Source organism: Parvibaculum sp. (genome assembly GCF_046297875.1).
GTDB lineage: Bacteria > Pseudomonadota > Alphaproteobacteria > Parvibaculales > Parvibaculaceae > Parvibaculum.
Genome location: NZ_JBKBHD010000001.1, coordinates 1146087 through 1168452, shown reverse-complemented (window position 1 = coordinate 1168452; position 22366 = coordinate 1146087). Strand labels below are relative to the sequence as shown.

At 63.1% G+C, this 22366-nt stretch carries 18 protein-coding genes; 12 read left to right on the top strand and 6 right to left on the bottom strand.

The features are described from left to right. Positions 1 to 4: 4 nt before the first annotated feature. Positions 5 to 2215 carry a heavy metal translocating P-type ATPase gene (locus ACK4FH_RS05785; RefSeq protein ID WP_409811757.1) on the top strand — a complete coding sequence of 737 codons (2211 nt, stop codon included), beginning with the start codon at positions 5 to 7 and terminating at the stop codon, positions 2213 to 2215. Next, a complete protein-coding gene (gene ccoS, locus ACK4FH_RS05780; protein ID WP_409811755.1) occupies positions 2212 to 2394 on the top strand; it encodes a cbb3-type cytochrome oxidase assembly protein CcoS in 183 nt (60 codons plus the stop codon). The genes ACK4FH_RS05785 and ccoS overlap by 4 nt, the downstream gene beginning before the upstream one ends. 2 nt (positions 2395 to 2396) lie before the next feature. Here the strand turns inward: ccoS and ACK4FH_RS05775 are convergent, their stop codons facing one another. Next, the gene (locus tag ACK4FH_RS05775) at positions 2397 to 3194 is read right to left on the bottom strand and encodes a DUF2189 domain-containing protein (protein WP_409811753.1); all 798 of its coding nucleotides are present in this window, start codon (positions 3192 to 3194) and stop codon (positions 2397 to 2399) included. A gap of 168 nt (positions 3195 to 3362) precedes the next feature. Here ACK4FH_RS05775 and msrA point away from each other — a divergent pair, with 168 nt between their 5' ends. Beyond that, positions 3363 to 3974 (top strand): peptide-methionine (S)-S-oxide reductase MsrA, encoded by a 612-nt coding sequence (msrA, locus tag ACK4FH_RS05770; RefSeq protein ID WP_409811751.1) that lies wholly within the window; start codon positions 3363 to 3365, stop codon positions 3972 to 3974. A 13-nt stretch (positions 3975 to 3987) separates the two neighbouring features. Further along, positions 3988 to 4485, top strand: a complete 498-nt coding sequence (gene msrB, locus ACK4FH_RS05765) for a peptide-methionine (R)-S-oxide reductase MsrB (protein ID WP_409815183.1) — start codon at positions 3988 to 3990, stop codon at positions 4483 to 4485. On the opposite strand, the gene ACK4FH_RS05760 is transcribed toward msrB, so the two are convergent. Further along, positions 4463 to 4924 (bottom strand): YaiI/YqxD family protein, encoded by a 462-nt coding sequence (locus ACK4FH_RS05760; RefSeq protein ID WP_409815182.1) that lies wholly within the window; start codon positions 4922 to 4924, stop codon positions 4463 to 4465. The genes msrB and ACK4FH_RS05760 overlap by 23 nt on opposite strands. A 55-nt stretch (positions 4925 to 4979) precedes the next feature. Between ACK4FH_RS05760 and ACK4FH_RS05755 the strand changes: the two genes are divergently transcribed. Further along, positions 4980 to 6215, top strand: a complete 1236-nt coding sequence (locus tag ACK4FH_RS05755) for a TIGR03862 family flavoprotein (RefSeq protein WP_409811749.1) — start codon at positions 4980 to 4982, stop codon at positions 6213 to 6215. On the opposite strand, the gene ACK4FH_RS05750 is transcribed toward ACK4FH_RS05755, so the two are convergent. Next, complete coding sequence (locus ACK4FH_RS05750; protein ID WP_409811747.1) at positions 6202 to 6981, bottom strand: SDR family NAD(P)-dependent oxidoreductase; 780 nt, start codon at positions 6979 to 6981, stop codon at positions 6202 to 6204. The genes ACK4FH_RS05755 and ACK4FH_RS05750 overlap by 14 nt on opposite strands. 62 nt (positions 6982 to 7043) lie before the next feature. After that, positions 7044 to 7697 (bottom strand): hypothetical protein, encoded by a 654-nt coding sequence (locus ACK4FH_RS05745; RefSeq protein WP_409811745.1) that lies wholly within the window; start codon positions 7695 to 7697, stop codon positions 7044 to 7046. 90 nt (positions 7698 to 7787) lie between these two features. Between ACK4FH_RS05745 and ACK4FH_RS05740 the strand changes: the two genes are divergently transcribed. From ACK4FH_RS05740 to ACK4FH_RS05720, 5 genes are all read left to right on the top strand, one after another. Further along, a complete protein-coding gene (locus ACK4FH_RS05740; RefSeq protein ID WP_409811744.1) occupies positions 7788 to 8450 on the top strand; it encodes a TetR/AcrR family transcriptional regulator in 663 nt (220 codons plus the stop codon). A 90-nt stretch (positions 8451 to 8540) separates the two neighbouring features. Next, positions 8541 to 9914, top strand: a complete 1374-nt coding sequence (locus ACK4FH_RS05735; protein WP_409811742.1) for an NfeD family protein — start codon at positions 8541 to 8543, stop codon at positions 9912 to 9914. Positions 9915 to 9957: 43 nt separating this feature from the next. Beyond that, positions 9958 to 10713, top strand: a complete 756-nt coding sequence (locus tag ACK4FH_RS05730) for a slipin family protein (RefSeq protein ID WP_409811740.1) — start codon at positions 9958 to 9960, stop codon at positions 10711 to 10713. 118 nt (positions 10714 to 10831) lie between these two features. Next, on the top strand, positions 10832 to 11308 hold the full coding sequence (locus ACK4FH_RS05725; RefSeq protein WP_409811738.1) for a hypothetical protein: 477 nt from the start codon (positions 10832 to 10834) through the stop codon (positions 11306 to 11308). A 32-nt stretch (positions 11309 to 11340) separates the two neighbouring features. Next, entirely contained in the window at positions 11341 to 11613 is a 273-nt protein-coding gene (locus ACK4FH_RS05720; protein WP_409811736.1) for a hypothetical protein, read from the top strand. Positions 11614 to 11682: 69 nt separating this feature from the next. Here the strand turns inward: ACK4FH_RS05720 and ACK4FH_RS05715 are convergent, their stop codons facing one another. After that, the gene (locus tag ACK4FH_RS05715) at positions 11683 to 17535 is read right to left on the bottom strand and encodes an autotransporter domain-containing protein (protein WP_409811734.1); all 5853 of its coding nucleotides are present in this window, start codon (positions 17533 to 17535) and stop codon (positions 11683 to 11685) included. A 289-nt stretch (positions 17536 to 17824) separates the two neighbouring features. Continuing rightward, complete coding sequence (locus ACK4FH_RS05710) at positions 17825 to 19018, bottom strand: TIGR03032 family protein (RefSeq protein ID WP_409811732.1); 1194 nt, start codon at positions 19016 to 19018, stop codon at positions 17825 to 17827. A gap of 197 nt (positions 19019 to 19215) precedes the next feature. Here ACK4FH_RS05710 and ACK4FH_RS05705 point away from each other — a divergent pair, with 197 nt between their 5' ends. Next, on the top strand, positions 19216 to 19920 hold the full coding sequence (locus ACK4FH_RS05705) for a 2OG-Fe(II) oxygenase family protein (protein ID WP_409811730.1): 705 nt from the start codon (positions 19216 to 19218) through the stop codon (positions 19918 to 19920). Positions 19921 to 20103: 183 nt separating this feature from the next. Continuing rightward, complete coding sequence (gene katG, locus ACK4FH_RS05700; RefSeq protein WP_409811728.1) at positions 20104 to 22266, top strand: catalase/peroxidase HPI; 2163 nt, start codon at positions 20104 to 20106, stop codon at positions 22264 to 22266. Positions 22267 to 22366: the final 100 nt, after the last annotated feature.

Genomic DNA, 22366 nt, shown 5'->3' with positions numbered 1-22366 from the left:
CACCATGACCGAGCTTGCGGCAGGCTTGCAGGAACGCGCAGGCATAGACCCCGACCTTTTCGTGCGCAAGACGGCAAGCGGCGAAGCGCGGCTCGACCTTGTGGTCGCTGGCATGCATTGCGCGGGCTGCCTCCGCAAGGTCGAAGGGGCACTGAACAAACTCGAAGGCGTGACCCATGCCCGCGCGAACCTCTCCACGAAGCGCGTTGCTGTTCGCTGGGACCCGGCGCGGCTGCGCGCTGCGCGCGTTGTACGCGTGCTCGCCGACACCGGCTTCACAGCCGTTCCCTTCGATCCGAAACTCGTCGGCACTTTCGACGAGAACGAAACCCGCTTTCTCTTGCGCTCGCTCGGCGTCGCGGGATTTGCCGCCGCCAATGTCATGCTCGTCTCGGTGTCGGTCTGGTGGGGCCTCGTCACCGATATGGACGAGACGACGCGCGCCTTTTTCCATTGGGTGTCGGCGCTGATCGCGCTGCCCGCCGTCGCCTATGCCGGCCAGCCCTTCTTCCGCTCGGCGCTGAAGGCACTTCGCTCCAAGCAGATGAACATGGATGTGCCGATCGCACTTGCGGTCATCCTCGCCACCACGATGAGCCTTGTGCAGACGATCGTGAATGCGCGGCATGTCTATTTCGATGCCAGCGTGACGCTGCTCTTCTTCCTGCTGATCGGCCGTTATCTCGACGTGCAGGCGCGCGCGAAAGCCTGTTCGGCGGCGGAAAACCTGCTCGGGCTGCGCGCGACGGCGGCAACGCTGATCGCACCGGATGGCACACAACGCTCCGTCGCGGTGGAAAGCCTCGAGCCCGGCATGAAAGTGCTGGTGGCGGCGGGGGCCCGCGTGCCGGCCGACGGCGAAGTCATGTCCGGCCTGAGCGACATCGACACGAGCCTCGTCACCGGCGAAAGTACGCCCGAGCGCGTGGAACCGGGGATGAACGTCTTTGCCGGCACGCTCAATATCGGCGCACCGCTGACCGTGCGCGTGACGAAGCGCGACGATGAATCGCTGCTCTCGGAAATCGTCCGTCTGATGGAAGCAGCCGAACAGGGCCGCGCGCGCTATGTCCGCATCGCCGACCGCGCGGCGCGCTTCTATTCGCCTGCCGTTCATGTCATGGCGGCGGCGACGCTCGCGCTCTGGTTTGCGCTTGGCGCCCATTGGGAAACGGCGCTGACCAACGCCATTGCCGTTCTCATCATCACCTGCCCCTGCGCGCTCGGCCTTGCCGTGCCTGTGGTGCAGGTCGTCGCCACAGGGCGCCTGACGCGGCAGGGCGTGCTCGTGAAGGCAGCGGACGGACTTGAAAGGCTCGCCCAGGCCGACACCATCGTCTTCGACAAGACGGGCACGCTGACACTTGGCCGCCCGCATCTGGTGAACGGTGATGAGATTGCAGGCGCCGATATGGGCCTGGGCGCAGCACTCGCCGCGGCGAGCCGCCACCCGCTGGCGCTGGCACTCGCGGCGAAGGGCAAGGGCCATGCACTGCCGAAGCTGGACGACATTCGGGAAGTGCCGGGCATGGGCATGGAGGCCATGCTCGAAGGCGAGCCAGTGCGCCTCGGCAATGCAGGCTTTGCCGATGCGGAGGCAAGTGCAGCGCATGGCGGCTCGGAACTCTGGCTGAGGCGCGGCGGCGCGGCGCCTGTCTGCTTCCGCTTCGAGGACACGGTCAGGCCCGGCGCGCGGGGTGCGATTGCGGCCCTGAAGGCGCGGGGCTTTGCCGTCGAACTTCTCTCCGGCGACCGCGAACCCGCAGTGCGGAAACTCGCAGGCGAACTTGGCCTCGATGAATGGCGCGCAGCAGCGCGGCCCGACGCGAAGATTGCGCGGCTCGAAGAACTGGCGGCAAAAGGCCGCAAGGTCGTGATGATCGGCGACGGGCTGAACGATGCCCCGGCGCTTCGCGCGGCGCATGTCTCGATCTCGCCGGCGGATGCGGCGGATGTGAGCCAGACGGCGGCCGATTTCATTTTCCAGGGGGCGAAACTCGATCCGGTGGTCGAGACGGTGGATGTGGCGCGCCAGTCGCAGCGCCTCGTGTTCCAGAATTTCGCGCTTGCCATCGGCTACAACATGTTCGCGGTGCCGCTTGCCGTGGCGGGCTATGTGACGCCGCTTGTTGCCGCCATTGCCATGTCGTCATCGTCGATCATCGTGATCGTGAATTCCCTGCGGCTCAACCGGAAGGCAAAGGAGGCGCAATGAGCATCCTCGTCTATCTCGTGCCCGCAGCGCTTTTGCTTGGCGGGCTTGGGCTCGCCGCTTTCATGTGGTCGCTCCGGAGCGGCCAGTATGACGACCTCGAAGGTGCGGCAGAGCGCATTCTCTATGATGACGAGAAGCCGGAAAGCGATACGCCGGATAGCGCGCCGGACCGCACATAAGACTAGGCGTCGCCCACCAGCGCGCGCTGCGCATGCCATGTCGCATGGCCGAGCAGCGGGAAGATGACCGCAAGGCCCAGAAACCAGGTTGCGATGCCAAGCGCGGTGAGCAGCGCGACGATCCAGCCCCAGAGCAGCATGGCCCAGAAATTTTCCCGCACGGCACGCACACTGGCGATGACGGCCGTTACCGCGTCGATATCGCGGGCAAGAAGAAGCGGCACCGAAATCGCCGAAATCGCAAAGACCGCAAAGGCGATGACGCCACCGACCGCCGTACCGATGGCGAGCATGGCGAGGCCGCGCGGCGTGAGCAGCAGCGTCGGCACGAATTCGGAGAGCGGTGGAATGCCGACCGGGCCGAAAAACGCCGCCGAAATCCAGCCCGCAAGCCTGAGCCAGATGATGAAGGCACCTGCGAGCATCCCGCCGACCAGCGCGAGCTGCGAGAGATTGCGGCTCGAAACGAAAACCACATCCTTGAGGTGAACCGGGAGCCCGGCTTCGAGCCGCCGGCTCGCTTCGTAGAGACCGACCGCGAGCAGCGGCCCGACCAGCAGGAAGCCCGCGCCGAAAACCGGCAGCAGCGCGCTGAAACCCGTCAGGAAGAGAACGGCGGCAAGTGCGAGCGAGGCGGCCAGAAAGGCAATGCCATAGGTGAGGCTGATTGCAGGGATACGGCGGAAATCCGCCCAGCCCGCCTCGAGCCACCGCCAGGGCTGGTCCGCCCTGATCTTGCGGATCACCGGCATGCCCTGCGCCCTGCCGTCCGCTTCGCCGTTTTCCGCCGATACGCTCATACCCGCTCCTCCCAGAGCCCGCCATGCAGCACGATGCTAGACCTCAAAGACCATGACGTCCATGTGGGAATGGCAACCGTCCGGTCTCGGAACCGTGAAGGCGAAGTGATGGGAAATCGGGAACGCGCCGCCCTAGATTAGGAGGTGGAATAGTCAGGGAGCAGCAACGTGAAGCAGACCATCCTCGCCGCCATGATCGGCATGACACTTTCGGCAATCCTCGCCGCGGCACCGGCGCGAGCGGACGAAGCCGTTGCGATTTTTGCGGGCGGCTGCTTCTGGTGCATGGAACCGCCCTATGACAAGACCGAAGGCGTGATCAGCACCACCTCGGGCTATACGGGCGGGCATGTGCCGAACCCGAGCTACAAGGACGTTTCGGCGGGAACGACCGGCCATATCGAGGCCGTAAAGATCGTCTATGATCCGGAAAAGGTTTCCTACGAGAAGCTGCTCTACGTCTTCTGGCGGAACATCGACCCGATCCGCAGGAACGCGCAGTTCTGCGACGAGGGCGCGCAATATCGCAGCGCCATCTTTCCGCAGGACGAGGCGCAGCGCCAGGCGGCGGAAAAATCGAAGGCCGATCTGGAGGCAACGGGCCGCTTCACGAGGCCGATCGTGACCGAAATTCTCGACGCCGCGCCCTTCTATGCGGCGGAGGAATATCATCAGGACTATTATCTGAAGAACCCGAACCGCTATGCCTATTACCGCTGGAGCTGCGGCCGGGATGCGCGGCTCAAGCAGATCTGGGGCGACGAGGCAGGCGGGCTCTGAGGAGGACCACATGATGTCACGGCGGAGATTTCTGGGTAGTGCTGCACTTGCGGGACTTCTTGCTTCGGCGGGCCTGACGCTGCGCGGCGGCAAGGCGGACGCGGCGGAGGATGCCTTCGAGATCGTGAAAAGCGATGCCGAATGGAAAGCATTGCTCACGCCCGAGCAATATTATGTGCTGCGCCAGCACGGCACGGAGCGGCCACGCTCCAGCCCGCTCGACCGCGAAAAGCGCATGGGCATGTATCACTGTGCGGGCTGCGACCTGCCGCTTTTCACCTCGCATATGAAATACGACAGCCGCACCGGCTGGCCGAGTTTCTGGGACGTCATTCCAGACACGGTCGGCACGCGCGAGGACCGCAACTTCTTCATGGTCCGCACGGAAGTTCATTGCCGGCGCTGCGGCGGGCATCTCGGGCACGTCTTCGAGGATGGTCCGCCACCGACGGGCCTGCGCTACTGCATGAATGGCGTGGCGTTGACCTTCAAGGCTCACGGTCCAGCCTGAGCGCGGCCTGCACCGCCGCCTCGAGCGCGCTGAGGAAACGCGAGCGATCCGCCTTGGAGAAGGCAGGCCCGCCGCCCTTTGACTGACCCGTCTCGCGCAGTTCCCGCATCAGGTCGCGCATGGCAAGCGCCATGCCGATACTGTCTTTCGTGAAGGGCCGCCCATCGTGACCGAGCGCGGCAGCGCCGTTCGGCAGCACGCGCGAGGCGAGCGGAATGTCGCCCGTGATGACGATGTCGCCCGCACCGGCGCGTTCCGCAATCCAGTCATCCGCCGCATCCGCCCCTTCGGCAACCGTGACCATGCGGACAAGCGGATGGCGGGACGGGCGGAGCCCCCCATTGCTGACGATGTGAATGACGAGCTGATGCCGCTCGGCAACACGGATCGCCTCCTCCTTCACGGGGCAGGCGTCGGCATCGACATAGATTTCGGTCATCGGGTTTTTCGACTCGTTTGCTGCTTTCGCACGGCCGCGATGATAGCTTCGCGGCGTGAACATCGCTTCGGAAAAATCGGCAGCGCGGCCCATCGCCGCCATCATCGGCGGCGGCCCGGCAGGCCTTGCGGCGGCGGAGCGGCTTTGCACCGTGGCGGAAGTTCATGTCTTCGACGCCATGCCCTCGCTTGGCCGGAAATTCCTGCTGGCGGGAAAAAGCGGCCTCAACATCACGCATGGCGAAGCCATTGAGACATTCCTGACGCGCTTCGGCGCGGCGCGGGCGCGGCTGGAACCCACGCTGCGAGGCTTTACGCCGGAGGCGATCCGCCAATGGGCGGCGGAACTCGGCATCGAGACATTCGAGGGAAGCTCCGGCCGCATCTTCCCCCGCGCGATGAAGGCATCGCCCTTGTTGCGCGCTTGGCTCGCAAGGCTGCGGGGAGGCGGCGTTGTTTTTCATCCGCGCCACAATTGGACCGGCTGGACGGAAGGCGGCGCGCTCTGGTTCGACACGCCCGACGGCGAACGGAGAATTGAGGCGGCGGCAACGATCCTCGCCCTTGGCGGCGCGAGCTGGCCGCGGCTTGGTTCAGATGGCGGCTGGGTGCCATTGCTTGAAGCGCGCGGCATCGAGATTACGCCGCTCCGCGCGGCGAATTGCGGCTTCGACGCCGGCTGGAGCGCGCTGATGAAGGAACGCTTCGCCGGCGCGCCGGTAAAGTCCGTCGCGCTGACGCATGGCGGCGACAGCGTGAAAGGCGATTTCGTGGTGACGGAAAGCGGCGTCGAGGGCAGCGCCATATATGCGCTGTCGGCGAGCCTGCGCGACGAGATTGAAATGCAAGGCGAGGCGCGGCTGACGCTTGACCTCGCGCCGGACCGCAGCGAGGAACGGCTTGCCCGCGAGATTTCAATCCCGCGCGGCAAGGCATCGCTCGCAAACCATCTGCGAAAGAAGGCGGGCATCGACGGCGTGAAAGCGGCGCTGCTGCGCGAGTGTGCATCGCCCGACGTTTTCGCCGATCCGGCTGCGCTCGCCCATGCAGTCAAGCATCTGGAACTGAGGCTTCTCCGCCCGCGGCCGATCGCGGAGGCGATCAGCAGCGCAGGTGGCATTGCGCTCAACGAACTCGAAGTGGACTTCATGCTGAGAAAATTGCCCGGCACTTTCGCAGCAGGCGAAATGCTCGACTGGGAAGCGCCGACAGGCGGTTATCTGCTGACCGCCTGCCTCGCCACAGGCCGCGCCGCCGGCGACGGTGCGGTACGCTATCTCACGCGTTCTTGACGAGCATGCCGCCATCGACCGGAATGGCGACGCCATTGAGGTAGGACGAGGCGGGGAGCGCAACGCTCAAGGTCACATGCGCGACTTCCTCCGGGAAACCATAGCGGCGGAGCGGCACGCGGCGCTTGGCGAAGATTTCCTTGTGCTCGTCGGGTATGTCCGACGTGATGCCGGTGCGAATAGGACCGGGGCAGATGCAGTTCACAGTGATACCCTCGCGGCCAAGCTCGACGGCGAGCGCGCGCGTGAGACCGATCACGCCATGCTTTGCGGCGACATAGGGCGAGTTCCCCGGCGTTGCGCCGAATCCTTCCGTCGAGGCGATATTGACGATGCGGCCCTCGCCCGATTTCCTGAGCGAGGGAAGCGCCGCGCGCACGAAGCGCATATGCGCCGTCAGCATGACATCGAGCGCCAGCGTCCAGGTTTTCTCGTAACCCTCATCGCCGATGCCATGAAAGGTCGCGAGTCCTGCATTGTTGACAAGAATGTCGAGCCCGCCGAAACGCGCCTCGACTTCTTTCACCACGCGGATGATGCCTTCCCCATCCGCCACATTAAGCGCCCAGCCATGCGCCTCGCCGCCTTCCGCCTTGATTTCGGCGACGACAGCATCGACCCGCTCCTGCTTCAGATCGATGACGGCGACCTTGGCGCCCTCTCCCGCAAAGACATGCGCGGTGGCGCGGCCCATGCCGCTTGCCGCGCCGGTGACGAGCGCCACCTTGCCCGCTATCGAACGGCTGAGTTTCACGACCGGTTCCATTCTCTCTCCCTCCCCTGGAATTGTTTGTTGGCGGGGAGACTAGCAAATGCGGCACGCCAACCCTAGCGGGGAGCGATGGCCTTGGCGGCAAAGAGCTCGGGCAGGAATTCGGGGAAGCAGCCGACCTCTTCGACATTGTGCCTGATCCATGCTTCCGCCGTCGCGCCGCCAAAATGACGCGGCACGATACGGCGATTGATGAGACCGGCCAGGGGACCGGAGGCGGCGCCGACGCGAAGGCAACTGCGATAGATGAGCCCCGCCGCATCGTCGGTAAAGACGTGGTCCAGCTCGAACACGCGATGGCCGAGCACATGCTTGTGAAAGCCGATGCCGCGATTGTCCCAGCGGTGAATGACGACATGGGCGTCGGTTTCGAAGCGCGGATCGCGATTGAAGACTTCACGGATATGCAGGCGCGAGCCCGGCGCGATGCGGCCCTCACGATTGCGCGATGGACTGACGGAAAGATGATCGCGCAGGTGCCACAGGTGGTAGGCCGGCAGCTTCTTGCCGCGATACCCGGCGACACCGTCGAAATGCTGGAACCACCAGCCGAGCATTTCGGTTGTGATGCCGGGAAGCGGGGCATGATCGATGCGGATTTCGCGGCGCCCGTCGCCGAGCTGCGTCTGGACGACGTCGGCGCTTTCAGGCTGCCGCAGCGACCAGCCGAATTCATGGGGTGGATTAAGCCTTTTCGCAAGCCGGGCCATGACGGCGCTCCCTTGTATAGTCGTGACTATACTTCCTATACATCAGAGCTCCAGCCTTGTATAGTGGTGACTATACAAAAAGGGGGCGGCATGGCCGGCAAGCGCATCGATCTCAAGACCGTCAAATCGGCGGCGCGGCACCGAACCGCCGAGGCCAGCGAGCGCGAGGCCGCGATCCTTGCCGCCGCCGCCCGTATTTTCGGCGCCAGGGGATTTCATGCCGCCCGCACGGCGGATATCGCCCGTGCCGCCCGCACCACCGAGCGGACGCTCTTCAAATATTTCCCGAGCAAGGCCGAACTTTTTGGCCGCGCGATGCTGCCGGCGCTCATGAATGTCACGATCGAGGCAGGTTTCAGCGAGACCGAGGCGCTCTTTGCGCAAGGCACACCCTCCTTCGCGGAGTGGCAGGACGGGCTGCTGCGCACCCGGTTCGAGAAGACCCGCGCCACGGCACCCGAGGTCAAGATGCTGCTGGTGACGATCCTGACCGACGATGCGGTACGCCGCTGGTTCGTCGACAACTGGCGCGGCCGGGTTTGGGAAAGCGCGGTTGCCGCTGTCGCCGGTTTTCAGGCGCGTGGCCTGGTGCGCGACGACCTGCCCCCCGAAACGGCGGCGCGCGCGATCATCTCCCTCAATCTCGGCTTTGTGGCCGCGAGGCTGCTGCTCGCGCCCGAAACCGAATGCGACGAAGAAACCGAACTCTCCCTGACGACGCGCATGGTGACGGATCTGCTGCAGGCGAAGTGAATCAGCCCTTCCCGTCCTGCGCGGCCGGAAAACATGGCTATGTACGCCGATGTTTGGCAGAATGGGGAAAAGCGCCGGAGGAAAGCTTCAATGACATTTCCATCGCGTCTTCTCTTCTTCATGGGTCTCGCCCTCATGGGCGCGCTCATGCCGCTTGCCGGGCTGCTGGCGGAGGAGGAAGAGCGCGAGCCGGGCCTCGTCCTCGTCTCGACCATCAAGGGCGCGATCGGGCCTGCCACATCGAAGCAGATCGAGGATGCAATCGCGAAGGCGGAAGAGCGGAACGCCGAGGCGCTGGTGCTGCGCATCGACACGCCGGGCGGCCTTGTCACCTCGACCCGCGACATTGTGAGTGCGATCCTGGCGTCCGACGTGCCCATTGCCGGCTATGTCTGGCCGTCGGGCGGCCATGCGGCAAGTGCCGGTACCTTCATCATCTATTCGACGGGCATTGCCGCGATGGCGCCCGGCACAAATATCGGCGCGGCAACGCCCGTGATGATGGGCGGTGGCGGCATGCCCGGCACACCGAAACAGCCGCCCGCACGGCCGGGCGAAACCGAAGCCGAACGCAGCACGCCCTCGAACGAGGAAGCCCTTTCGAAGAAGGCGACGAACGACGCCGCCGCGCTCATCAAGTCGCTTGCCGAGACGCATGGCCGCAACGCCGAATGGGCGGAGGAAGCGGTGCGCGAAGGCGCAAGCCTTTCTGCCCGCGAGGCGCTGGAACAGGGCGTGGTGGAAATCGTCGCAAGCGACATCGACAGCCTGCTCGCGCAGATGGATGGCCGCGAGGTTGTGACCGCTTCAGGCAAGAAGACTCTTCAAACGGCAGGCGCCGAAGTCGAGCATGTCGAGCCCGGCTTCATGGTCGAACTCCTCGCGCTCATCAGCAATCCGAATGTCGCCTTCCTGCTGATGATGATCGGCGTCTATGGCATCATCTTCGAACTGTCTAACCCCGGCACGTTCGGTCCCGGCATTCTCGGTGCGATCTGCCTGCTGCTCGGGCTCTATGCGCTCAACCAGCTGCCGCTCGACTATACAGGCATTGCGCTCATCGTACTGGGGCTCACGCTGATGGCGGTGGAAGCCTTCACACCCACCTTCGGCGTGGCAGGCTTTGGCGGGCTTGTCGCCTTCATCTTCGGCGCGGCCATGCTTGTCGACAGCGACAACCCGGACTTCCAGATTTCCTGGTGGACGATCATGGGCACCGCCGTCGCAAGCGCCGCCGTGCTGATCCTGCTTCTCGGCTACACGCTGCGCGCGATGCGAAGGCCCGTCGCGACCGGTGCGGAAGAAATGACGGGTGCCGAAGCCCGCGTCCTCGAATGGTCCCATGGCGAGGGCTATGTCCATATCCATGGCGAGCGCTGGCACGCGCGCGGACCCGCCGAACTTGCGCCGCATTCGACCGTTCGAATTGAAAAACTGGATGGCTTGACCCTCGTCGTAAGGTAAGCCGCCACCGGCAGACCACGCATCATCAGGAAGGAAGGCTCCAATGGGCGGCTTTGCACTCTATATTTTTCTGGCGGTTCTCACCGTCGCGTTCCTCATTTCCGCAATCAACATCCTACGCGAATATGAGAGGGGCGTTGTATTCACGCTCGGCCGCTTTACCCGCGTGGCGGGACCCGGCTTCATCATCATCATCCCCTTCATCCAGCAGATGGTGCGGGTGGATCTGCGCACCTTTGTCGATGACGTCCCGACACAGGATGTGATCTCCCGCGACAATGTGTCAGTGAAGGTGAACGCGGTGCTCTATTTCCGCATCGTCGATCCGCAAAAGGCGATCCTCAATGTTGAGAATTACATAGAGGCGACAAGCCAGCTTGCGCAGACTACGCTCCGTTCCGTTCTCGGCAAGCATGAACTCGACGAAATGCTGACCGAGCGCGACAAGCTGAATGCCGATATTCAGACCATTCTCGATGAGCAGACCGATGCCTGGGGCATCAAGGTGGCGAATGTCGAGATCAAGCATGTCGATATCGATGAGAGCATGATCCGCGCCATTGCCAAACAAGCAGAGGCCGAGCGCCTGCGCCGCGCCAAGATCATCAATGCGGAGGGCGAGCAGCAGGCCGCCGAAAAGCTGGTGGAAGCCGGCAAGATTCTTGCGGGCGACTCGCGCGCCATGCAGCTTCGCTATTTCGCGGCGCTGCACGACATCGCCGGCGATAAGACGAACACCATCGTCTTCCCGCTGCCGGTCGATTTTCTCGGAGCTCTGAAGCCGTCAGACCGAAGCTGATTCCTCCAAAGAGGTTCGATCTCCGCTCGCAGAGCCCACCCGCCCAACTCGATAATGCAACCCGCTGCAACGGCCGGTACCGGACCCTCCGGCGCCGGCCGCAACCGGGAGGCGGGCAATGGGCAAGATCAAATATGTTTCCGGCTGGCGAAAGCGCGATGGAAAGCTGGAGCGGGATGCCATCGCGCTCTGGAAGGAGCATGGCGTTCTGCCCGCCGGCGTGACCCCTGAAAGCCGCGCGCGCGAAATCTGCTGCCTCGCTTATGACGGCAACAGGCTGGCCGGCATATCGACTGTCGACATCCAGCCCTATCGTCCACTTCTCAACAAGCGCTTCGGCTTCCTGCGCGTGTTCACGGCACCGGAATTCGAACAGCAGGAGATTGCCATCGGCCTCGCCGTGGAAGGCCGCCGGATTCTCGAGGAATGGTCCATCGCCAATCCTGAGGAACAGCTTTTCGGCATGGCCGCCGTCTATCAGTCTCCCAAGCTCGGCCGCTATCCCGTCGGCAAATCCGGCCTGACGCTTGCCGGCTTCACGCCGGAAGGCCACCAGCTCCGCATTGCCTGGTTCAACCACCTGCCCCTCTTTTGAGGGCGCATTCTCACCAAGAAGGAATACCGCGTATGAACAACGCCACACAGCCGCGCGCGCCGCGCCCCGATCTCAACTTCGCCTATGCGGTCGTCGCCGCCGCAACGCTCGTCTCCATCGCCATCGTCGTGACGGCCCTGCTCGGCCCCGGCAAGAGCCCGCGCCTCATCGCCAATCCGCAGGGCGGCATCTGGGTGGAACGGAGCGGCACGCTCTATCTCTGCCGGGCGAGGCAGCAGGCACCGGGCGCCTGTGTCAATCTGGCGGATGGCGCCGTCGTCGCCTTCGGCGATATCGGCCGCTGACGTCCTCTCCAATGAAAAGGGCGCCCCGGAGAAATCCGAGGCGCCTTCTTCCTTGCCCGCTCGTCGCGATCAGAAGGCGAAGCGGACCGCTGCTGCAAGGGCATGTTCCTTGTAGTCGCTCTGCAGCTCGCCATCATAGGTGACGCGGAGGCTGAAGCGGTCCGAGACTTCCCAGGTGATGCCGGCGCCGAGCCCGAACGAGACATCGTCCCGCGCCACGCTCTGGACCGAGAAGGCGCCGCCGCCAACCACACTGCCCGTGATCGCCTGATCCGGGTCGGCAAGTTCGCCAAGCACCTTCACGCCGAGTTCGGGGATCAGCTTGCCGCCATTTTCAAGCGGCATGCTGTAGCGCAGATTGACACCGGCGACCGCGCGAAGTGACTCGACCGTCTGGCTGTCAACGCTGATCGGAAGCGGACCCGTTTCCGTGTAGGCATCGATATCGACCCGGTTGTAGCGCAGGCCGGCATTGGGCGTGATGTCCCACTGGCCGAAGGTGAACATGTGACCAACCTCGGCGCGCGCCACGAACTGCGTGCCCTCATAGCTCGCCACATTCACGCCGCCCAGCGACAGGCGGCGGCTGTCATACTCGTTGGTGCCGAAGCCGAGCGCACCGTTCACATACCAGGCGCCGGGCCGGTAGCTGAGATAGGCCGTAACGCCATAGCCGGTGATGTCGTTCGTGGCATTGGCGCCCGCGCCGTTCTCCTCCACATCGGAGGCGATGTAGAAGCCGCCGAAACCGATCCTCGTATTCGCCGCAACCTCGCCGTCGATGCCGACCGTGATGCCCCAGCTATCGGCATCGAAGCCGTTGACGCTACCGGGCGTGAACTTCGCCCGCGAGGCACCGGCCCGGCCCCATATGGCCCATTTGCCGTCACCGCCAAGCACGGCGTCGCCTGCGGACATGCCTGTCTCGCCGGCTTGCGCCACGGTGAAGCCGCCGCCCGACAACCTGTCCATGATCATGTCATAGATGAGATCCGTCGAGACGATGGTCGCCGTGCCGGAGCCGTTGCTCTCTTCCGGCAGCGTGTCCTTGATGACCTTGAGAAGCTCCGCACGCTGCTCCTCTTCCGTCTCGAACTGCGCCAGCCACTGAACAAGCGGGCTCGAAAGCGGCTGTGTCCTGAGATAGACGTCGAGCGCATCCGCTATCGAAAGCTGGTTCTTCGTGTAGTTGGCATCGTCTGCCGTGTCGAAGGCCGTTTCCTCGATCTGGACGCGCAGGAAGAGCTGATCCGCCGAGCCCGTGTCGATGATGTCGCCATTCATCACCTTGGCGAAGTAGAAGAGGAAGATATTGTCCTCCACCACCGCGCCATGATCGGTGACGCCGTTCTCCTGAGCCGCGGAGGCGATCAGGATATCCTCGCCAACCACTGCGTCGAGGCCGCCGGTCACATCCGCAAAGATGGTGGCACCTTCGGCGAAAGTCACCGTGTTGCCGCTGACGACGCCCGCCGTCGTGTTCTGGATGCGGGTGAAGAAGAGGCTGTCGCCACCGAAGGAGACTTCGCCCGTCACATCGAAGAAGCCGCCGAGACCAATATCGAGCGTGCCGCCGATATTGACTTCCGCTGCCGCGACATGGGCGCCCTCGCCCGTCGTCGCCAGTACCGCGCCTTCCGCGACATTGACTGTGCCGTCCTCGCCGGCGGTATGAATGCCGAAACCGTCAAGCTCCACACGACCGCTGTCGAAGTCGACCAGATCGAAGCCGGAGATCGCCCATCCCTCGATACCGTCATCGAGCAGGATTTCGTCGTCATGCGCGAAGGCGAGATGCGCCGTGCCCTCGCCACCGGCATGGATGCCCTTGCCGAGTTCGACACCTTCGCCCTGGACGGTCACTTCGTCGGTGCCGTTGCCGGTGAAGATCGCACCCGTGATCCGGCCGCCATCGACAATGATCGTATCGTCGCTGCCGGCCTCCACGGTGATGATATTGCCGTCGATATAGCCGGTATGAAGAACATGGACCTCGGGCGCGTATTCCGCATGATAGGTGAAGCCCGCCACGACCACATCGCCGTAAATATCGCCATGGTTGACGATCGAGACATATTTCGAGTCGTAGACATGGATCGCATCGCCACTGGCCGAGGAGATGCTGCCATCTTCCGTATTGGTGATGTTCACCGTCGGACCGCTGGCGCGGATGCCGTCGGCACCGTCGCCCGTGACCTCTATCGTGCCGCTGTTGACGACCGTGGTTGTGGCGATGCTGTTCGACGACGCCTCGACGCCATGCGAATACTTGCCTTCCGTCGCAATCGTCCCGGCATTCTCGACATGGACGCTTTCGCCGACAGCCACGATGCCGCCTGCATATTTGCCGTGCGTCGAGACCGATCCGGCATTGACAGCGGTAGCCGTGCCTTCCCACGCGCGGACATAGATGCCCGCGGCGCCGTCGCCATGTGTGATGACAGAGCCGGAGACAATTTCGTCTTCCTCATTCGTCCAGTTCACATTATAGGCCCGGGCGTCGCCCCGGCCTGACATGGACGAAATACCGTCCGAATAGACGCCATGCGTAACGATAGTCGAACCGGCATTGATGGCGACGGCATCTCCCCCGTACCACACCCAGTCCTGGCCATCGTAGTAGTAGCCGCCCTCGGCATGAGCAGCCATGCCGTGCGAATAGTCGCCATGGGTAACGATGCTCGATTCATATTTGTTGGAGGCAATGGCGCCTCCCGATCCGGCGCTTGCGCGAATGCCCGACGAATGGTCGCCATGCGTGACGATGGTCGAACGAAGCATGTTCATCGCCCAGGCATCTTCATCGCCATGTGCGACCAGTGCCGGCGCATTGTGGCCATAGGTGGTGATGTGGCCGTCATACTTGTTCATGGCCCAGGCATCGCCGCCCTCGCCCGACCATGCCGCCACGCCCAGCGCGCCATAGCCCGATGCAGGATCGCCTTCCTCATCGAGGCTGCCGGTCGTTACCGTGCCGTAGAAGTTGGCCGCCATCGCCTGGCCATGCGCGGACATGGCGGCAACGCCATGCGCGAAATCGCCGGTGGTGACGATGGTGGAGCGGAAGTCCTCCCGCTCCATTTCCTCGACATCGTGAAGACCGGCGATGGCCTCCCAGGCGCCTTCGAAACCGCCATACATGCCGAAATAACCGAATTCTCCGATGCTTGGCGGCAAGCCGTTGACCGCAATGGCGGTGCCGCCGAATTCGTTGGAATAGGCACCTCCATGCCCGTCATTCAGGCTTTCATATCCGGCCGCCGCGACCAGACCGACTGCGCCGTCGCCTGACGTGGCAATCGTACCGCCCAGAATGTTGAAGGCTGCGGCATCGCCATATCCCGAGACAGCGGCAACGCCGAAAGCATAGTCGCCGCGCGTGGTTACATCGCCGGAGTTTCCTGCGAGCGCATCGCCGCTGTAATAGGTGAATCCGTATTCGTAGGAATAGCTCGATCCGCCCTCGATGCTTCGCACGTAAAGGCCTGTGCCTTTTTCGCCCCAGGCATCGATATTGCCACTGTTGAAGCCGAATGCGTCGCCTTCATCGCTTTGCACCCGGATACCGCGCGCCTTCTCGCCATAGACGGTCACATCGCCGGTATTGACCACCGCCGCGTCATTCTCGGCATAGACGTCGATGCCATGCGAGCGCCAGCCCTTGTCGGGGTTGCCTTCCTCATCGAGCGAGCCGGTTGTGACCGAGCCATTGTTGCGTACATAGGCATCGCCCTCCCAGACATCGACCTCGATGCCCCTGGCGCGCGACCTCGTCGTGACAATGGCACCATCATTAAGGACATAGGCATCGCCTTCATGGACCTCGATGCCGACAGCCGCGACGTTGCGGCGTTCGGACAGGATAAGGGAGCCCTCGCCGGTGACGACCGAGGCATATTTTCCGGCGTCGATGGTCACATAGCCATAGATGAGACCGTCATTGACCACATAGACATAATCGGATTCATCCACCCGGATTGCCGCCCGCTCGCTCGAACGGATAATGCCAAGGACCGTCTCGTCCTCATCGCCTTCCTCGTCGCCCGGAATGACGAAAGCCTGGTTGGTGATGGTGACCTTGTGGCCTTCGGCGCGGATCGCATCGGCGCTTTCGCCCGACGCCTCGATGAGGCCCGAATTGGTCAGAGTGACCTCGCCGAACTCACCCTCGGCCTCGAGATCGACGGCATGACCGTTCTCGCCCGACGTCTCGATCGTGCCTGTATTGGTGAGGCTGACAGAGTCGCCCTCCAGCTCGACGCCCTTGGCGTTCCGCCTGTCTGCGCGAATCGTTCCGTTATTCTCGACGATGGCATCGCCCTCATCGACATCGATGGAGACGGCCGCTTTCCACTTCCTGTCCGATTCGATCAATCCGTCATTGAGGAGGTAGCCATACTTCTCCGCGTCGACCGTGATGTTTCCGTAGATGTTTCCGGCGTTGTAGATGCGCGCATCGTCCGATTCATCGATACGAATGGCCGCCCCGTCTTCCGAGAAGATGATCCCGGTCACATCGTCTTCGCCCTCGTCGCCTTCAACGAAATTGTTGTGAATGCGCACCGTCGGGCCGGAGGCGCGGATTGCATCCGCTTCGTCGCCATAGGCGCCAATGAACCCCGAATTGCTGATCGTGGTCGTCAGGTCGCCATTCGAATGCGCGACGACGGCGTGCGAATCCTCACCCCAGGTGACGATATTGCCCGCATTGTCGAGCGACACGGAATGCCCCCAGAGATCGACACCGTGGGAATCGTCGCCATATGTCTCGATCACGCCATCCGCATCATTGACGACTGAAACCGAATAGCCCTCCGCCGAAATGCCATGGGCCTCATCGCCATCCGTCGTGATCGAGCCGCTATTGGTGATGGTCGCGGAGCCGTCGGCGGCGTGTACCCTGATGCCGTCTGCGTAATCGCCTTCCGTGTCGATGGAACCGCTATTCGCAACCGTGACCGTGCTGCTTTCGGAATATTCCCCCAACACCCAGTCGATAGCGGCAACAATGCCGCTTGCGCTCTCGCCGGCAGTTTCGATCGAGCCTCTGTTCGTGACCGTGACCGAACCACCGGAAACGGCAACGATGCCATCGGCATATTCGCCCCAGGTCTCGATGCTGCCATTATTCACGACGATCGATTCATATTTCGAATAGGCGTAGATGCCGATGCTTCCCTCGCCATCGGTGAAAATGGCGCCGGTCTCGGAATTGGTGGCCGAGGCGGTGTATTTCGCGATCGCGGCAAGACCGAATGATTCGCTGCCTTCCGTGCCGATGAGGCCGTGGTTCACAGCCGAGGCATTGCCACCCCAGATTCCTTCGAAGCCTGCAGCTGCGACCGCACCATGCGAATAGTTCGATGTCGTGACGATTGTGCCCTGGGCGGAATTCTGGACCGAGGCATTGCCGTCGTCGGAATAGGCGGCGATGCCGTGATGGCGATAGCCGCCGAAGTACGAGACCTCTTCGTTGTAGAAGAGATTGTCGCCGGTGAGGATGGAGCCGTTATTGACGACGGCGACAGTGCCGTCGCCCGTCACCAGAATGCCGGCATTGTCGAAATCGTTTTCGGATGTTTCGTCCGTCGTATCGATCACCGAGCCGGCGCCGAGCGTGACGGTCAGATCCTCGACGCCGGTATATTGCACCGACTCATCGAATGCGCCCGTACAGATCACCTGGGTGCCGATCGTATTGCACGACCCTGCCTTTGCCGCGCCTGTGCCGGCGAGGCCGACCGCGAGAACCGACGCGCCGGAAAGAAGCGCTGCCGCGAAAACGCGCTTGAGCCCGTGGGGCGTTTTCGCCTCGCCGGACGTCCGCACGACACCGCCATAATAGGAATAGGCCGAGCCGATCAGCCTGTCGTCGATACGCCGTGTCTTGTCGGAGTTGCTGCGGCGGATACGCTTCGTCATTGGAGGCCCCCAAAAGAGTCAATTCGGCAGAGAGACTGCGCGAGCGACGGGGGCCACTCCACTCAAGTTGCAGCCAATTAGGTGGATGCTTTTCCTCCATTCCGGAGAGACTGTCCGGCTTAACGAATACGCATCGCACATTAAGCGAATTTTCGGCGGAAATGCGCGGATAGCCTTGAAGTCGCATCATTGCGCGCGTTACCGGAAGATTGAGATCGATTCATTTCGGCACGTGAAATGGATGCGAAACGGGACGATGACAGGTGCGCGATCACCGTCCCGCGGCGCGTCAGGCGACGGCTTCCCGCAATTCCGGCAGCATTTCGGGCCGCGCTGATGTCTTCGGCGGTGTCTCGATCGAGATTTCATTGCGGATCGCGCCGTCGAGAAGCCCCGTCGCCTTGGGGCATGTGACGCCGGGCAGCACGAAGACGTCGAAGAGTTCGCGCACCTCGCCCTTCAGCCTGATCCATTCCACGACATCGCCGTTGCGCGTATCAATGATCTGCACACCGCACCAGGGATCGGCATCGCGCTTTTCGAGTTCGCCATCGAGTTCGAGCCCGGAGAAGCTACCATCGCGCGGCAGCGACAATCCGACAAAGGCATAAGGCCCGTGAAAGCCAAGCCCGCGCGCAAAGCCCGGAAGGAAGGCAATATCCTCGCGCTTCCCGCTCTGTACATCGACGCGGCAAAGCTTTCCGCGGCCGGAATCGAGCACGAAGAGCCCGCCCTCGTGTAGCCGCGGCGAATGCGGCATCGACATGTCTTCCGTCACCATCCGGTCGCTCTGCACATCCATGATGAGGCCGCCCGACGCCCGCCTGTCGCGCCAGCCCGTCACCACGTCGCTGCGGCAGACGGCGGTCACATAGCGCGCCTCGCCGTCCTCCATCGCCAGACCGTTCAGATGGCATCGGTCTTCCGGCGCAAGCCGCGAAATGAAGGGCGGCTGCCACAAGGGCCGGAAACTGTGCGTCAGGCTGAAACTCGCAAGGCAGGAGAATTTCGTATTGACGAAGATGACGCGGCCGTTGCGGTCGACGCCAAGCTCATGCACATCGACATCGCCGGTCGTCTGCGCATTGCGTGGCACATAATTTCGGTCGAAGCCATCAAGCGTCTGGCCCGGAGCGAGCACATTCTCAAGCCGCCAGACCTGGTATTGCGTGCCGAGATAGAGACGCTGCGGCGTGGCGGCGACACCCATCGCATGCATGAAGTGACGCTCGTGGAAGCTGACGCGCCCGCGCGGCATCCGCCCGACGAGATAGAGCCGTCCGCTCTGATAAGAAGTGAAGCCGAAACTGAGCCTGTTGCTCTCCATGAAATTGTGCAGGCCGCGCGAACAGGAAATCTGCGTGCCGTTCTTTTGCACGGCCGATTGCGGCGGTGTGCCGGCGGCGGGCGACGCCGCCTTCGCGGCGGGCGCGGCTTTCGGCGCGCCGGACTTCTTCTTCCCGGGTTTTGTCTTGTCGGTCATGGCGAGGTCGATCTCCTTCCATTCGGATGCGATAGCGCCTCGCGCGGCGAAGGGCTTCGCTAGGATTCCCGTCTGAGGCGATGACCGGGGCCGATCCGGCCACAACCGCATACAACGGAGATCGATTGCATCATGGGCCCGACACGATTCTCGACACGAACTATCTCCATTCCCGCTTGTATTTCCGGGGGCTGCGCATGAGCACGGCATCGAAGAAGAAGGCGAAGATGGAAGCAAAGCCCGCGCTGGCGGAAGTGCCGGCGCCGCAGGAATCACCGGCGCCCGCACAGGCGAAGCGGCCGGGCTTCATGCCCGAAACCTGGTTTCCCTCGCCTGTCTGGTCGCGCCAGGTGCCGGACCATCAGCGCATCAACGCACATATTCTGTCCGTTCTGGAGGAACTGGAGAGAAATGGCGGCGCCATCACGCGGTCCAATGTCGGCGGCTGGCACTCGGCGGCCAATCTCCACCTCTCGAACGATCTTGCAGAGATCCGCCGCATCATCGGCAATGCCTGTGCGGGCTGCGCGAATTACCTCGCCTTCGACTTCGACCGCTTCGAACTCTTCTTTCAGGAAATGTGGCTGAACAAGAACGGGCCCGGCGATTTCAACAAGGCCCATGTCCACCCAAATTCGATCCTCTCAGGCGCCTACTACGCGAAAGTGCCGGAAGGGAGCGGCAACATCGAATTCTACGATCCCGTGCGCGAGCGCGTGATGGCGACCTTCCCGGTAAAAGCGCGGACGCGGATCAACACCCAGGCAATGGAATACCGCGGCAAGGAAGGACTGCTGCTCATATTCCCCGGCTGGCTGCAGCATTCCGTGCAGCCGAACCGGAGCAACGATTTCCGCGTCTCGATCAGCTTCAATATGGGCTTCCGGCGCAAGGACATCTGACGCCCGCGCCATGCCGGCCCGCCGCGAGGAAGCCCCCGCGAACCGGGGGCTTTTTCTTGGCGCCTTCATGCCCGCGGATGGGCTTGCAATCGCCGTGGAACCGTGTATTTTTTAATTGGAATAATTCTAAACTGATCCCTTCAAGGGACCGGACCCCTCAAGGCACAAGGAGGAACAAGGCAGATGAGCACCGAAGGTAAATGCCCGGTCATGCATGGCGGCGCCACGACCGTGAGCAAGGGCACCACGAATGAAGACTGGTGGCCCAATGCCCTCAATCTCGACATTCTCCACCAGCACGACACGAAGACCAACCCCCTGGGGCCGGATTTCAACTACCGCGAGGAGCTGAAGAAGCTCGACTTCGCCGCGTTGAAGAAGGACATGATCGCCCTGATGACGGACAGCCAGGACTGGTGGCCGGCCGACTGGGGCCATTACGGCGGGTTGATGATCCGTCTCGCCTGGCACTCCGCCGGCTCCTACCGCCTCGCTGACGGTCGTGGCGGCGGCGGCGCGGGCAATATCCGCTTTGCGCCCCTCAACTCCTGGCCGGATAACGGCAACCTCGACAAGGCGCGCCGCCTGCTCTGGCCGCTGAAGAAGAAGTACGGCAACAAGGTCAGCTGGGCCGACCTCATCCTCTTCGCCGGCACCGTCGCCTATGAATCCATGGGGCTCAAGACCTATGGCTTCGGCTTTGGCCGCGAGGACATCTGGCACCCCGAAAAGGACACCTATTGGGGCTCGGAAAAGGAATGGCTCGGCCGCGGCCGCTATGAAAGCGACAACAAGCCTGCCTCGCTGGAAAACCCGCTCGCTGCTGTGCAGATGGGCCTCATCTATGTGAACCCGGAAGGCGTGGGCGGCAAGCCTGATCCGCTGAAGACCGCGCAGGAAGTGCGCGAAACCTTCAAGCGCATGGCGATGGACGACGAGGAAACCGCGGCGCTGACCTGCGGCGGCCACACCGTCGGCAAGGCGCATGGCAATGGCGATGCGGCCAACCTCGGCCCGGCACCGGAAGGCGGCGAGCTTGAAGATCAGGGCTTCGGCTGGCTCAACAAGAAGACGCGCGGCGTCGGCAACCAGTCGGTGACGAGCGGCCTCGAAGGCGCCTGGACGACCAATCCGACCAAATGGGACATGGGCTATTTCAAGCTGCTCTTCGGCTATGAGTGGGAGCTGAAGAAGTCTCCCGCAGGCGCCCAGCAGTGGGAACCGATCGGCATCAAGGAAGAAGACAAGCCCGTTGACGCCGAAAACCCCTCCATCCGTCACAACCCGATCATGACGGATGCGGACATGGCGATGAAGATGGACCCGATCTACAACCAGATCTGCCAGAAGTTCATGGCGGACCCTGAGTATTTCGCACAGACCTTCGCCCGCGCCTGGTTCAAGCTGACCCACCGTGACATGGGCCCGAAGGTTCGCTATGTCGGCCCGGAAGTGCCGAAGGAAGATCTCGTCTGGCAGGACCCGATTCCCGCCGGCCGCAAGGACTACGATGTCGCCGCCGTGAAGGCGAAGATCGCAGCCGCCGGCCTTTCCACCGGCGAACTCGTCGCCACTGCATGGGACAGCGCCCGCACCTATCGCGGCTCCGACATGCGCGGCGGCGCGAACGGCGCACGCATCCGCCTCGCACCGCAGAAGGACTGGGAGGCAAACGAGCCTGCCCGTCTCAAGAAGGTGCTGGCCGCCCTCGAGCCGATCGCCAAGGAAACGGGCGCTAGCCTTGCCGACGTGATCGTTCTCGCCGGCAATCTCGGCGTCGAACAGGCGGCGAAGGCGGCCGGCGTCAATGTGACGGTGCCCTTCGCACCCGGCCGCGGCGACGCGACCGACGCGCAGACGGATGCCGAATCCTTCGACGTGATGGAACCGGCGGCCGACGGCTACCGCAACTTCCTGAAGAAGGACTACGCGGTGACGGCGGAAGAGCTGATGCTCGACCACACCCAGCTTCTCGGCCTCACTGCCGCGGAAATGACGGTGCTTGTCGGCGGCATGCGTGTGATCGGCACCAACCACGGCGGCGCGAAGCACGGCGTCTTCACCGACCGCGAAGGCGCGCTAACGACGGACTTCTTCGTCAACCTGACGGACATGGCATACAAGTGGGTGCCGAAGGGCAAGAACCTCTATGACATCGTAGACCGCAAGTCCGGCGCGACGAAATGGACGGCGACGCGCGCCGACCTCGTCTTCGGTTCGAACTCGATCCTGCGTGCCTATGCCGAAGTCTACGCACAGGACGACGCGAAGGAGAAGTTCGTGAAAGACTTCGTGGCGGCCTGGACGAAGGTCATGAACGCCGACCGCTTCGACCTCGCAGCCTGACGCTCACGCCGAGGCTCACAAACACGCGCCGCTCCCGGATCGTCCGGGAGCGGCGTTTTTCATTTTACGGATGCCGCCATGAACGGCAGGTCGGACGACG